The organism is Methanobacteriaceae archaeon, from assembly GCA_029219465.1.
Lineage (GTDB): Archaea > Methanobacteriota > Methanobacteria > Methanobacteriales > Methanobacteriaceae > Methanocatella.
Window position 1 is genome coordinate 32,289 of record JAQXTL010000019.1, and the last position, 13,421, is coordinate 45,709.

The 13,421-nt window shown below is 30.1% G+C and carries 14 protein-coding genes; 9 read left to right on the forward strand and 5 right to left on the reverse strand.

The features are described 5' to 3' along the window. Positions 1–45: 45 nt before the first annotated feature. A complete protein-coding gene (gene cobM / locus PUD86_08335; GenBank protein MDD6777286.1) occupies positions 46–798 on the reverse strand; it encodes a precorrin-4 C(11)-methyltransferase in 753 nt (250 codons plus the stop codon). Between the two features lie 98 nt (positions 799–896). Between cobM and PUD86_08340 the strand changes: the two genes are divergently transcribed. Further along, positions 897–1,289 carry a hypothetical protein gene (locus tag PUD86_08340; protein ID MDD6777287.1) on the forward strand — a complete coding sequence of 131 codons (393 nt, stop codon included), beginning with the start codon at positions 897–899 and terminating at the stop codon, positions 1,287–1,289. Further along, positions 1,286–1,783 carry a hypothetical protein gene (locus tag PUD86_08345; GenBank protein MDD6777288.1) on the forward strand — a complete coding sequence of 166 codons (498 nt, stop codon included), beginning with the start codon at positions 1,286–1,288 and terminating at the stop codon, positions 1,781–1,783. The genes PUD86_08340 and PUD86_08345 overlap by 4 nt, the downstream gene beginning before the upstream one ends. Here PUD86_08345 and PUD86_08350 read toward each other — a convergent pair. Genes PUD86_08350 through mtxX form a run of 3 tightly spaced genes read right to left on the reverse strand, consistent with a single transcriptional unit; the run spans position 1,780 to position 4,040 of the window. After that, a complete protein-coding gene (locus PUD86_08350; protein MDD6777289.1) occupies positions 1,780–2,541 on the reverse strand; it encodes a TatD family hydrolase in 762 nt (253 codons plus the stop codon). The genes PUD86_08345 and PUD86_08350 overlap by 4 nt on opposite strands. A gap of 1 nt (position 2,542) precedes the next feature. Continuing rightward, entirely contained in the window at positions 2,543–3,307 is a 765-nt protein-coding gene (uppS, locus tag PUD86_08355) for a polyprenyl diphosphate synthase (GenBank protein MDD6777290.1), read from the reverse strand. A 16-nt stretch (positions 3,308–3,323) separates the two neighbouring features. Beyond that, positions 3,324–4,040 (reverse strand): methanogenesis marker protein Mmp4/MtxX, encoded by a 717-nt coding sequence (gene mtxX / locus PUD86_08360; GenBank protein ID MDD6777291.1) that lies wholly within the window; start codon positions 4,038–4,040, stop codon positions 3,324–3,326. Between the two features lie 120 nt (positions 4,041–4,160). Here mtxX and PUD86_08365 point away from each other — a divergent pair, with 120 nt between their 5' ends. From PUD86_08365 to PUD86_08395, 7 genes are all read left to right on the forward strand, one after another. Further along, a complete protein-coding gene (locus PUD86_08365) occupies positions 4,161–4,877 on the forward strand; it encodes a UPF0280 family protein (GenBank protein MDD6777292.1) in 717 nt (238 codons plus the stop codon). A gap of 183 nt (positions 4,878–5,060) precedes the next feature. Further along, the gene (locus tag PUD86_08370; GenBank protein MDD6777293.1) at positions 5,061–5,348 is read left to right on the forward strand and encodes a UPF0058 family protein; all 288 of its coding nucleotides are present in this window, start codon (positions 5,061–5,063) and stop codon (positions 5,346–5,348) included. A 139-nt stretch (positions 5,349–5,487) separates the two neighbouring features. Further along, positions 5,488–6,258, forward strand: coding sequence for a phosphosulfolactate synthase (gene comA, locus PUD86_08375; GenBank protein MDD6777294.1), 771 nt, complete (start codon positions 5,488–5,490; stop codon positions 6,256–6,258). A gap of 15 nt (positions 6,259–6,273) precedes the next feature. Then, positions 6,274–7,527 carry a methanogenesis marker 16 metalloprotein gene (locus PUD86_08380; GenBank protein MDD6777295.1) on the forward strand — a complete coding sequence of 418 codons (1,254 nt, stop codon included), beginning with the start codon at positions 6,274–6,276 and terminating at the stop codon, positions 7,525–7,527. A gap of 9 nt (positions 7,528–7,536) precedes the next feature. After that, positions 7,537–8,130, forward strand: coding sequence for a 4Fe-4S dicluster domain-containing protein (locus PUD86_08385; GenBank protein MDD6777296.1), 594 nt, complete (start codon positions 7,537–7,539; stop codon positions 8,128–8,130). Beyond that, positions 8,127–9,068, forward strand: coding sequence for a CoB--CoM heterodisulfide reductase iron-sulfur subunit B family protein (locus PUD86_08390; protein ID MDD6777297.1), 942 nt, complete (start codon positions 8,127–8,129; stop codon positions 9,066–9,068). The genes PUD86_08385 and PUD86_08390 overlap by 4 nt, the downstream gene beginning before the upstream one ends. Beyond that, positions 9,065–11,371 carry an FAD-dependent oxidoreductase gene (locus PUD86_08395; protein MDD6777298.1) on the forward strand — a complete coding sequence of 769 codons (2,307 nt, stop codon included), beginning with the start codon at positions 9,065–9,067 and terminating at the stop codon, positions 11,369–11,371. The genes PUD86_08390 and PUD86_08395 overlap by 4 nt, the downstream gene beginning before the upstream one ends. 26 nt (positions 11,372–11,397) lie before the next feature. Here the strand turns inward: PUD86_08395 and PUD86_08400 are convergent, their stop codons facing one another. Continuing rightward, on the reverse strand, positions 11,398–12,837 hold the full coding sequence (locus tag PUD86_08400; protein ID MDD6777299.1) for a sensor histidine kinase: 1,440 nt from the start codon (positions 12,835–12,837) through the stop codon (positions 11,398–11,400). Positions 12,838–13,421: the final 584 nt, after the last annotated feature.

Consider the following 13,421-nt stretch of genomic DNA (forward strand, 5'->3'; position numbering starts at 1 on the left):
GTTTTTTTTTATTTTTTTTTAAAAAAGAGATAATGAATATAAAAATTATCTATATTCATGTTTAAAGTTTTTGTCATATAGCTTAGATGGATTAAAATCACCAGGGTCTAACACATCTCCCACTATAATCATTGCAGTCTTTGTTATATTAGCATCTTTTACTTTTTGTGCAATATTATCGAGGGTTCCTCTAATTATTTCTTGGTCTGGCCAAGTAGCTTTTTTAACAACAGCTACTGGAGTAGTTTTTTCATAACCTACAAGTAACTCATCAACTACTTTATCAATCATACCCACACCTAAGAAAACACACATAGTAGCATGATGTTTTGAAAAACTAGCTAAACTTTCACCGTCAGGCATTGGAGTTCTACCTTCAGGACGTGTAATAATAACACTTTGAGAAATTTCAGGTAATGTTAATTCAGTTTCAAGAACACTGGCACTACCAAATAAAGAACTTACACCAGGGATAATTTCGTATTCAATGTCATGTTTTTTAAGTTCACGGATTTGTTCTGCAATTGCACCATAAATGGAAGGATCACCTGTATGTACACGAGCAACTAATTTTCCTTCATTAACAGCTTCAGTAATTATTGCATCAGTTTCATCTAAATTCAAATAAGCACTGTTGTGAATTTCACAATCATCACGAGCAGGAGATAAAACATCTGGGTTAACAAGAGAACCTGCATAAATTATTACATCAGCTTTTTCAATAACGCTTCTTCCTTTAACAGTTATTAAGTCAGGATCTCCAGGACCTGCACCAATGAATATAACTTTTCCTTTCATATCCTTGATTTTTATTTAAGGTATTATTTAATAATTATGTATCATAATTGACTTTTATTATAAGTTAACTTTATTAACAGTTAAATTAATTAAAAAATATGGATGAACAGGGTTTTATTTCTGCTGAATACATTTTTGCATTATTTATGATATTTATTATTGCCTGTAGTTTGTTATTTTATTCATCATCAATTATAGATGCAACTGTTAATATTGAAAACTCAATTACTCATAGACTTATTTTAGATGAAGTTTCTAATGTTATAAGTCAGGTAAACTCAAACGGTGAGGGATATTCAAAGTATCTTAAATTACCATCTGATAAAGGTTATTTTGAAATAACTGTTGAAAAATCAAGACTAATAATTGAATATGACAATAAAAAAGGAGAATCTATGATTCCTTTACTAAATATAGATTCAAAATATAAGCTAATTAGTGGAAAGAAGTATTTAATTTCAAAAAATGAGGGAAAGATTGTGATACAATGAAAGATAGTAGAGCTCAAATTTCTGCAGAATTATTGTTTTTATTTGGTGTATTAGTCCTTGTTTTCATGATTTCTGTTATATTTATTGCAAATCAGAATGAATTAAATACCGCAATGGCTGCAGCTCGAAGTGGTGCTATAGAAGGAATTGCACTAACATCAAGTGGAATATATCATATAGATACATACCGTGAGTATTCTAATTCAGATATGAATATTTTAAATCCCTATTGTGTTGAACTGGTTAATGTTTCTTATTTGGAAATGGGAATGGACAATAACTATAATAAAAAAAGAATCCAGTTTAAGGTATATGCAAAAAGCTCAAAAGAGTTTAATAGTGATGAGTTGGTTTCAATTGGGGATAGAATTAATTATAATTTAAGAAAATCAGTTGCAATTAGTTTTAATTCAACAGATGCAACCAATAAACTTTATAATCCTGTTTTCTCACAGCATTATGTATTTACAACAGCAAATGTAAAATGGGTTTAGATATTAAAAATACGGCGTGCATTATTGGTAGTGATTTCATCAACACTACTGATATCAATATTTTTAATTTCAGCTATTTTTTCAACTGCTTTTACTACATTTACAGGTTCATTTCTCTCATCTTTGGTCATTGCCAAATAAGGACTGTCGGTTTCAGTTAAAACATAATCCAAATCGATTTTTTCAATTAAATCCTGATGTTTTTTAGAATAACAAACCATTGTGGAAAAACTCATATAAGCATTATCCATATTCATTATTCTTTTTGCAGTTTTTAGGCTTCCACCATAGCAGTGGAAAACAAAATAAGGAATTTCTTCATAGTTTTCAATAATATTAACAGCCTTTTTTTCACAATCCCTTACATGCATTACAATAGGAACATTATATTCATTAGCAAGCTCTAAAAAACTGGTAAATATTTCCTGTTGCTTTTCACGTAATGTTTTGTCAGTTACATAAAAGTAATCCATTCCAACTTCACCAATAGCTACAATTTCATCAATATGTTTGATAATGTTTTCATGAGCAAGTTTTAATTCTTCTTCGGTTGAATTTTGTGAACTTACTGGATGAAAACCAAATGTTGGATAAATAAAACCAGGATTGTCTTTTGAAAGCTGTAATACATCAAGGTTACTGTCATTACTGTAACCTGAAACAATTACATTGTCCAATTTATCTTTAGCTCTTTTAATAACTTCATCTCTGTCGTTATCAAAATCTTCAAAGTCTATATGACAATGTGTATCCATCATATTAAGCACCAAATCTCCTGTCTCTTGCCTGATATGATCTAAGAGCTCTTAAAAAGTCAACTTTTCTAAGTTCAGGCCATAAAGTTTCACAGAAGTACAATTCAGAGTATGATGATTGCCAGAGTAAAAATCCGCTTAAACGTACTTCTCCACTGGTTCTGATAATTAAGTTAGGATCATCAAGTCCACCGGTGTAGAGGTTTTTACTTACAAGATCTTCATCTACATCATCAATAGATATTTTTCCGTCTTGTACGTCTTTAATAATCTTTTTAAATGAATCAATAATTTCTAAACGTCCATCGTATCCAATAGCTAAGTTGAGGAATCTTTTATTGTAATGAGCAGTAGCATCTTCTGCTTCTTTAATTGCTTCTTTTACATTGTCTGGGAGTAATTCAGTTCTACCCACTACTTTTACTTTCACTTCATTGTTGTGTATTTTTGGATTGCTGACTAATTTTTTAAAGTTAATAACAAATAAGTTCATTAATCCTTCTACTTCATGTTCGGGTCTGTTGAAATTCTCTGTTGAGAAAGCATAAGCGGTAATAATTTCAATTCCAAGTTCAATACTCCAATCCAATACTTTTTCTAGAATGTCCACACCTATTTCATGTCCTTTAACAACATCAATGTTTCCCTGTAGTTTTGAGAATCTCCTGTTACCATCCATAATAAAAGCAACGTGTTTTGGCATTTTTTCGGGAACTAAACCTCTTGAGATGTACCATTCATATAACCTGTAAAGTATATTTTCTGCCATTTTATCTCATCCTTATTTAAAAATTGTCTAATTCATAGGCTAATGTTAGACTGCGAACATATCCTTCAATACTTTGATCTCTACTGGTATCAATGTATATTTTATCCATTCCAAAGGTTATTGCACCATAACTTGGCCATGAATTAAGTAAAACTAATGTTCTGAAAATAATATTTCCTACTCTTCCGTTTGGAGCAACGATAACGTTACATCCATCTTTAATTGCTTTTTCAACTAATATATAGTAATTTTCAACTTCTTCATCAGTATTTTCTTTAATGAGTTCTGTTAGTTTTTCACTATCAGTAATTGATTGTGATACTTCAGGTCCTCTTCCAAAATCATCTTTTCTTCCTTCTGCAAGAACAGCGATTTTTGGTGTTTTTCCAAGTCTTTTTAAAAAGTCAATACAGTTTTTAACAATATTCAATCTATCTTCAACTGTTTCACCTTCATCAATTCCAACAGGAGTTAATAAAAATTCATATTCATCTCCATTAACATATGTTGCTCTTGTGATGTTTGGATAGACTGCTTTTAATTCTTTCATGATATTTGAAGCGGGAAGTGATCCGCGAACTACACCATGAATTTTATCATCTAAAACTGCTTGTACCATATCTTTATCACGATATATTAGTTTTAAATTTGTTTTTGGGTGTTTTTCTTTAAAAATATGGCATGCCTGTATTATATTTTCATTTTCTCCAACACCAATAGCTATTGTTTTCATTGGTTTATACTTTTATTATTTCTTATATAAATTAATTTTTCTTAACTGAATATTATATCATAGTTTTGACGTTTTACTAAACTAAAAAAATTAATAATGTATAGTATTAATATTATAATTATGAACGTATCTGAAATCGTGATTGAACAGACACATCTAAGGCTTAAAACTGATATTGATAATCATAATCTTAAAAATCATATTTTTTTTCTAAGAAGAGACTTAAAAAATTATATTTTTAAAAATCCGGATTTTCAAGTATCTCTAGAACCCATTAAATGTGAAGATAATGCTCCATTAATAGTAAGAAAGATGGTTGAAGCATCTACTATTGCAGATGTTGGTCCTATGGCCTGTGTTGCAGGTACAATATCACAATTGTCTCTAGATTATTTGATTGAAAATGATTCTAAATATTCCATTGTTGAAAATGGTGGAGATATAGCTATTATTAATGATGAAACTGTTTTATGCGGCATATATTCAAATAATCCGATTTTGGGAAATAATATTGCATTTAAGTTAAAACCAAGAAAAAAACCACTTGGAATATGCACTTCGTCTGGTAAAATAGGCCATTCTATTAGTTTTGGAAAATCTGACAGTGTTAGTGTTATTTCAAAACACCCTGCTATTGCAGATGGTCTTGCAACAAGAATAGCAAATGAGATTAATGGTGATAATAGCGAACAGAAAGTTTCTAATGGTTTAGAATGTGCTGAATATTATTCGGAATTTTTTGATGGTGTATTAATAATATCACAGGAAAATGTTGGAACTGTTGGAAAATTACCAAAAATAATTGAAACTACTGAATTTGATGTTAATGTAATTTAAGTAAAAATATTGCATTTTATTCAAGTTTTTTAGTGTTTTTATATTGAATAATACTTAACTGAATATAAAGTAACGTTTTTTGGAATGCAAGATATAAATATTAGTAGTAGTAAATATTAACTCATAAATAGTTTATTGGTGATGTTTTAACTAATTTGATTTTAGTTAAAATGGGGAGATTATATGTATAAAGATGAAATGATTCAACTACATCAATTTTTAGTATATGTTTTGAAATATTTAGCAGAAGATGACCAAATTACAAATGATTGCAGTGAGTACATATCCCTAAAAATAAGTCCTCATCATATTCATAAAACAAAAGCAGAACATAAACACGCTATTTTCGTGCTTTGTAAAATTATTGCACAGGTTGTTGCTGATAAAGAAAACAACTCTATTCCAGATAATGTTCGTAATTCCCTTGGAGATTTAGTAACAAGATCTCAGGTTGAACTTAGTGCAAAATAATCTTCTTTTTTTATTTCATATTATTTTTTTATTTTTTCTAAAAAGGCAAAGTTTAATTAATTATAATTTCATATTTAATAATATTACAATTACATAGAATAAATAACGATTGTTATATAATTAACTTAGAGATGAAATTATGAAATCTTTTGAATTTTTATCAATACAACGTGAGAACAAACCTAGAAATAAAGGATTAACAATGGTTTTAGACAAAGGATTAGGTCTTGAAACCGCAGCTAGCTTAATGGATATATCTGGGGAATATGTTGATTATTTAAAATTTGGATGGGGAACATCCATTGTACACGAACAGGAAATAATCAAATCAAAAGTAGAAATGTACAAATCTCACAATATCACTCCATATACTGGAGGAACACTTTTTGAACTTGCTTATACTAAAGATAAACTTAACGAATTCTTTGAAGAAGCACATAATTTAGGTTTTGAGGCAATTGAAATCTCTGATGGATCAACAACCATCCCTCATGAAACTAAATTGGAATGTATTCAAAATGCAGTAGATAATGGTTTTGAAGTATTATCTGAAGTAGGTAAAAAAAATCCAGTTTTAGATAAAGAATTAACAATTGATGAGAGAATTTCCTACATGCAAGCTGAACTTGATGCAGGTTCCTCCCTTGTTATTGTTGAAGCACGTGAAGGTGGAAAAAACATTGGAATTTTCGATAAACAGGGAAATGCTAAAGAAGATGAAATTGATATCATTTTAGACAATGTAGACTCACAAAAGATTCTTTGGGAAGCACCAAACAAAGATCAACAAGTATTTTTCATTTTAAAACTTGGAAATGCAGTTAATTTAGGTAATATTTCTAGTGAAGATATTACATCTCTTGAAACCTTAAGAAGAGGATTAAGAGGAGATACTTTCGGAAAATTATAAAAGGGATGCATATAATTGACTAATAACAGAACAATTGATGAAATCAATAATAAAATAGCTAATGGTGAAGCTAATATCTACACCGCAGAGGAATTTAAAAAACTCATCAAAAAGGACGAAACACCTAGTTTTGATGAAGTTGATGTAGTTACCTGTGGTACATGTGGAGTAATGAGTGGAACTGCAGCTATACTAAACTTTGTTGTATCTGGACCTGGAGAATTCATAAGAGCAAATGAAGTTTACTTAAACGGAGTTCCAGCAAATGCAGGGCCTTGTCCTAATGAATGGTTAGGATCCGTTGATGCAATACTTCACGGAACCACCCACTCTATCCATGATAAAAATTATGGTGGGGGATTCTTATTAAAAGATATTCTTGAAGGAAAAGAGATTGATGTAAGAGTTGAAAGTGCAGACGGTAAAACAATCAAAAACACAATAACAAAAGAAGATATAATAAGAGCACAAATAATCGGTACTCGTATGGCATTTAAAAACTACACTGCATTTACCAACCCTAATAAAGAAGCAATATCCTCAATCTTTGCTGCAACTCCTCTTGAAGGAGACTTAAAAGGATTAACATTTTCAGGATGTGGTGACTTAAATCCACTTCAAAATGATGTTTCTCAAAATGTAATAAAAGAAGGAACTAAAATTCTTTTAAACGGAGCACAGGGTTATGTACTTGGTAACGGAACAAGATCAAGTGCTGAAAAACCAAACCTTATGTTAACAGCAGATTTAACACAAATGGATCCATATTATATTGGTGGTTTTAAAACTGGACAAGGTGGAGAAGTCTATGATACAGTAGCTATCCCAATACCTGTATTAAATGAAGAAATTTACAATAATCTTTTAATCACTGATGATAAGGTTAATATCCCTGTTTCTGATATTAAAGGACGTCATTTACCACTTACTCAAACTAACTATGCTGAATTGTGGGGAGAATATAGCTTAAGACCACAATATGACAGAACTGAATGTTCTAAATGTGATTCATGTATTGTAGAAGAAATCTGTCCTACAAATGCATTTGAAAATGAAAGATTGGATTTAGCTCACTGTTTCGGTTGTGGAATGTGTGCTAACTACTGTCGCCACGATGCATTTGATATGCAAACAGGTAGTGTTGATTTAACAATAAATGATAATGATGTAAATATTCCAATTATATGTAGACAATCCGATAGATTAAGAGGAAATAAATTAGCATTAAAATTAAAGAAAATGATTCAAAATCAAGAGTTTAAATTGTAGGTGTTTATTATGCAAAAAATTACAGACTCTCCCATTGATTTTGCAGAAAAAATCATTGAAGATGTAAAAAACTCAAAAGAGGATGGAGTTTTAAAATGTGTTCAATGTGGTATGTGTACATCAACATGCCCAGCAGCAATGCATTCTGACTATAATCCTCGTGACATAATCGAGAGAGTATTAGAAGGAGATTTAACAATACTTGAAGATGATTGCATCTGGAATTGTTTTTATTGCTACACCTGCCATAGTGTATGTCCTGTAGGAAATAGTGTATGTGAAGTTAATCAAATTTTAAAACAATTCGCAATTAAAAATGAAATAGGATATGACAAACTCTATGAATACATGGGATTTGCAGATTCCTACTTCACAGCAGCTATTGGGGCAATTCCTGAAATATTCTTCGAAGACATCGACCGCGATGTTCCTGGATGGTGGGATTTCAGAATGAATCTTGATGAAATCAGAGAAGAATTAAAACTTGATCCTCCTTTAATGCCATCTGAAGAAGTAATTGATGAAGTAAGTAAAATCTTAACAATTACTGGTTTTAAGGACAAAATAGAAAAAATTAGAGCAACACAGGAGCAAAAACAATGAAATCCATTCCTGATAAAAATATTCTTCTATTTAGAAGTTGTCTTGTTAGTGTTGAATACCCTGGTGTTGAAGCATCAACTAAATTTGTATTTGATAAATTAGGTGTTGATTATGCAATATCAGAAAAACAAACCTGCTGTACAGGACTTGGACATTATTCAGATGTATTTGACCAGGTAGACACAACAGCTATAGGTGCACGTAATTTTAAAGTAGCTAGTGATTTAAATCGTAAAAATCTAGTTATGATGTGTGCAACATGTTATGCAATCAACAAAAAATCAGTAAAATTACTCAACACTAAAGATGATTTAAGAAATCATATCAATACATTATTTGATGAAAATGGTTTATCTCATTTAAAATACGAAAAAGATGATTTAAAACCAACTGAAAACATTTTCCATGTAGTAGATATTTTATATGGTAAAAAAGATGAAATTAAAAAGAATATCAAATATGATTTAAGTGACTATACTATTGCAACTCACCATGGATGTCACTACTGTAAAGTACACTATGAAGACACAATTGGTGGTGTAAGAGATCCTAATATTCTTGATGAATTAATTGAAGAATGTGGTTGTAAAACAATAGGATGGTATGATTATAAACGTACAACATGCGGAACAGGATTTAGACAAAGATACTCCAATCCTGATTTATCATTTAATGTAACTGCAGACAAAATGAACTCAATAGCAGATGAAGATGTAGATATATTAGTTCATTTATGTCCTAACTGTCACATTCAATTTGACAGATACCAACACTTAATTGGAGAACGTGAAGGTAGAAAATTCAAAGCTATTCACCTTAATATCACCCAATTCCTTGCACTAGCAATGGGTGGAGATTTAGATAAGGTAATAGGTGCTAAAACTCATACTGTACCAATAGATTCAGTAATTAATGAATTGAAGGAGGTCAACAAATGAGGGATGATTTAAAAATTGGCGTGTTTTTATGTGAGTGTGGAGGAAACATTTCTGACACTATTGATTTAGATGAAGTAAAAGCAGCACTTGATGTAGAATTCATTGGACAATTTGAAAATTTATGTTCACTTAACGGACGTAAAATTATTCGTGATGCAATATTTGACCATGATTTAGACCGTGTTGTAGTTGCAGCATGCTCACCAATAAGCCACGAAAAAATATTCCAGGATTATATTAAACCATTAAATCCATATTTGATGGATATGGCAAATATAAGAGAACAATGTTCCTGGGTACACTCAGACAAACAAAAAGCAACTCATAAAGCTATTACTCTTATTAATGCATCTATCGAAAAGGTTAAACAATCAGATGCAGTAGACCCAATTTATTGTCAAACTCCTGATGAAGTAGCAGTTATTGGTGGAGGAATAGCTGGAATGAACGCAGCTTTATCTCTTGCCAAACAGGGAACAAAAGTTACCTTAATTGAACAGTCCCCATCCATTGGTGGACATATGGCTAAAATTGGTAAAGTATTTTCACCTGTAAAAATTGCAGAAGAATGTGGAATGTGTCTTTTAAATCCAATTTTAAATGAGCTTGTCTGGAACGAAAATATTGAAGTATTAACAAATACTAAAGTTATTGAAGCAGAAAGACGTGCTGGAACTTACAATTTAATATTGGAGAAATCTCCAAGATATGTTGATGTTGACAAATGTATTACATGTGGTAAATGTGCTGAAGTATGTGAAGTTGAAGTTCCAAACGACTGGAATGACAATTTATCTTTAAGAAAAGCAATTTACAGACCATTTGGTCAATCTTATCCTGAAGCATATGTTATTGATATGGATAACTGTTCCAAATGTGGTGATTGTTTTAGACAATGTAATATGAAAGCTATTAGGCTTAAAGGAAAACCTGAAAGAATTCCTCTCCAAGTAGGTTCCGTTGTTGTAGCAACAGGCCATAAACTCTTTGACATGGAAAAAAGACCTGAATATGGATACACACGTTATGATGATGTAATAACACAATCTGAATTAGGTCGTATTACTGGAGTTAATGGACCTACAAAAGGTAAACTCTTAAAATCAAATGGAGAAGTTCCAAAACGTGTTGTAATGATTCAATGTGTTGGTTCAAGAGATGAAAAACCAGATGGACACAGGTATTGTTCTAAAGTCTGCTGTACAGTAGCTTTAAAGAATGCTAATATTATTAAACACAAATATCCTGATACAGATGTTCTAATCTGTTATACTGATGTTAGAACTCCAGGAATGTTTGAAAAGTACTATAAGCACACTCAGGAAAATGAAGTACGTTTCATTAGAGGACGTCCTGGTGAAGTAGTTAAAAAAGGTGAAAACTTCATTGTAAGAACAGAAGATACAATCAAAGGAGAATTTGTTGAAATTGAAGCAGATATGGTTGTTTTATCAACTGCAATGGAACCATCAGAAGGAACCGAAGAGATTGCAGAAATCTTAAATGTAGGTACTACTGAAGATGGATTTATTAAAGAATCTCACCCTAAGATCAAACCAGTTACAACAGATGTACAGGGTATATTTGTATGTGGAACCGCACAAGATCCAAAAGACATTACAGATTCAATTATGCAGGCAACTGCAGCTGCATCAAAAGTTAATGAATATAACTACGGTGGTGTAGAAATCGAACCATTTATTGCGGAAATTGATACAGAAAAATGTATTGTCTGTGGAGATTGTATATCAAGATGTAAATATAAATCCATGAGCATACAAAATGATGAGGTTTATATTGATCCAATGAGCTGTACTGGATGTGGTAAATGTCTTATCGGATGTAATCAAAGAGCTATTACAGTTAACGGTAACATTGATGAGAAAATCATATCTACAATCAAAGGAGTTTTATCTAAAAAACAAGAAGGCCAACGTATGATTTTGGTATTCTTGGATAATATCGGTTATACTGCTGCTGATAATATTGGTGTAAACAGATTATCCTATCCTGAATCTATTCATATTATAAAAGTAATTTCAGTAAATCGTGTAAGACCAAGACATATTCAATATGCACTTGAAAATGGTGCTGACGGTGTATTTATTGGTGAATTCCCTGGAGATTTAATGTATGATGAAGTAGAACGTAAAATCCACGGAGTAAAAGATAGAATTGCTGAAATGGGTGAAAATCCAGAAAGAGTAGCATTTTCAAAAGTATACATCCCGTATTTCTCAGGACTTGCTCGTAAATTCATTGATTTTGATAAAAAAATCGAAGAATTAAATAAAACAGATTAATGAGGTTTTATCCTCATTTCTTTTTTTTATAAATCGTTTCTAAAATTAATTTTAACTCCAAAACCTTCAGGTAAATCTAAAATTTCTAATTCACCATCAATTTGTTTTGTTAAATTTCTAATGATGGTAAATCCTAAACTTCTTGATTTTTCCACATCAAAGTCTTTAGGAAGTCCTCTACCATCATCCCAAATGGTTAATTTGCATAAATTGTTTTCTTCTCTATATTTAACATAGAAATTACCTTTTTCATCATCATCAAATGCATATTTTATTGAGTTTAAACCTAATTCATTTATTATTAAACCAAGAGGAATTGCTTTATCCATATGTAATTCATGAGATATGATATCAAGATGCAATTTGATGTTAGAGGAATATAAGTTAAATAAGTTTTCCAAGGTCAATTTAAGATATTCATCAGAGTTAACGTGAGTAATATCTGAAGAATTATAAACCTGCTCGTGAATTGAAGCCATTGAAAGAATTCTGTTTCTAGTTTTCTTTAAGATGTTTTCATAGTCCTCATGGTTGAATTTTAATTCAAGATTAATTAAACTTAAAATGATTTGCAAGTTATTTTTAACTCTGTGGTGAACCTCTTTAAGTAAAATTATCTGATTAACAATAGAATCTTCTAAATCTTGTTTAATTTCAATATCTTTAGTAATATCCTGTAAAAATCCATTAATTTTTCTGTTTTCGAAATCAGTTTCAATATAATTACTGGAATAGAATCTGATATATTTGGTGTTTCCTTTTCCAGTTACGATTTCTACAATTGTATCAAGATTTATTGTATCTCCAGGTTTACAATTTGCAGATACTTTTTTATATTTATTCATGATTTTCTTTTGATCTTTTGGTGTAACAAAACTTCTAATAACGTCGTATCCATTCAAGTTACCTGATAACTGTGTTTCTAGAATATAATTAAGCTCTTCTGTCCATTTAATGTTATTAACATCCCCGTTTACAATTACAATTTTTGATATTGATTCAATTTTTTTAAGAGTTTCTTGAAGTTCAATTGATTCTTCACGTAAAATTTTACGTTCCAAATCTTGTTTAACCCATTTTCTAGAATAATAAACAAAAATTACTATTACAATAACTAACGAAGATGTTGTTGTTACAAGGGAAATATTTCCTATATAACGAACGATTTCAGGTCTTAAAAGTTTAATAAGAGAGTAAATAAGAGCAATTGCGATAATTGCATGTTTCATTACATTATATGCCTGACGACTTGCAGTTGATTTTTGGGTAAAACTTTTGAATATTCCATTTTTGGTTGGGAGCATAACAAACATCAATGAAATCAAAATATGATAACATAAGTAATGTATTATTCTCGCATACATATCATCTCCAGATCCTAAATAGTAAAGAAATCCTCCAAATCCTGTAATTGCGGAAGTTAGAGCAATAATTTGCATAGGATTTTCATATTTTCTTAAAAACATACATAATATACATGAAAATAACACAACGGAATTCTATAATCCGAAGAATTCTGTTTTACATTTAAAATTAATTACATTATGTAAACCAAACATATGAAAATATTATAAAAACATTAATAATAATATAAAACATGTGATTAGAAAAGATATATTAGAAAGTTTTTTCATTTTAGGATTAGAAGATGTCACTAGGAAAAATGACAATAATACAAAGAAATAATATGCATAAGCTTTTGCACTCTCACCTATGATTACAAACAATGGGTTTAATGGAATAATATTTGAATTTATAATCCAAACAAGCCCAGTATAATAGGAGTACAGCACATAATAAACGAGATTCTTTCAAACTAATTTTATCAATTTCGGAATCATTAAATTTAGTAAATAACTCTTTAGTATTCATGTTTCACCCATATTTGTTAATATATTTATAAATATATTATTTTTAATATATATTGGACTCTTTCAAAAACTTTGTTGATTTGAAATTTTTTGATGAAAATTGGTTTGGAATTTTTTATTTTGTCTAAAAATAGTTAAATTTAATAAATAAGTGGAGTAAAAGTTTTTATCATGCTAAA

Coding starts and splice junctions, on each gene's coding strand:
- cobM (MDD6777286.1), bottom strand. CDS start 798: ATGAAAGGAAAAGTTATATTCATTGGTGCAGGTCCTGGAGATCCTGAC.
- PUD86_08340 (MDD6777287.1), top strand. CDS start 897: ATGGATGAACAGGGTTTTATTTCTGCTGAATACATTTTTGCATTATTT.
- PUD86_08345 (MDD6777288.1), top strand. CDS start 1,286: ATGAAAGATAGTAGAGCTCAAATTTCTGCAGAATTATTGTTTTTATTT.
- PUD86_08350 (MDD6777289.1), bottom strand. CDS start 2,541: ATGATGGATACACATTGTCATATAGACTTTGAAGATTTTGATAACGAC.
- uppS (MDD6777290.1), bottom strand. CDS start 3,307: ATGGCAGAAAATATACTTTACAGGTTATATGAATGGTACATCTCAAGA.
- mtxX (MDD6777291.1), bottom strand. CDS start 4,040: ATGAAAACAATAGCTATTGGTGTTGGAGAAAATGAAAATATAATACAG.
- PUD86_08365 (MDD6777292.1), top strand. CDS start 4,161: ATGAACGTATCTGAAATCGTGATTGAACAGACACATCTAAGGCTTAAA.
- PUD86_08370 (MDD6777293.1), top strand. CDS start 5,061: ATGTATAAAGATGAAATGATTCAACTACATCAATTTTTAGTATATGTT.
- comA (MDD6777294.1), top strand. CDS start 5,488: ATGAAATCTTTTGAATTTTTATCAATACAACGTGAGAACAAACCTAGA.
- PUD86_08385 (MDD6777296.1), top strand. CDS start 7,537: ATGCAAAAAATTACAGACTCTCCCATTGATTTTGCAGAAAAAATCATT.
- PUD86_08390 (MDD6777297.1), top strand. CDS start 8,127: ATGAAATCCATTCCTGATAAAAATATTCTTCTATTTAGAAGTTGTCTT.
- PUD86_08395 (MDD6777298.1), top strand. CDS start 9,065: ATGAGGGATGATTTAAAAATTGGCGTGTTTTTATGTGAGTGTGGAGGA.
- PUD86_08400 (MDD6777299.1), bottom strand. CDS start 12,837: ATGTTTTTAAGAAAATATGAAAATCCTATGCAAATTATTGCTCTAACT.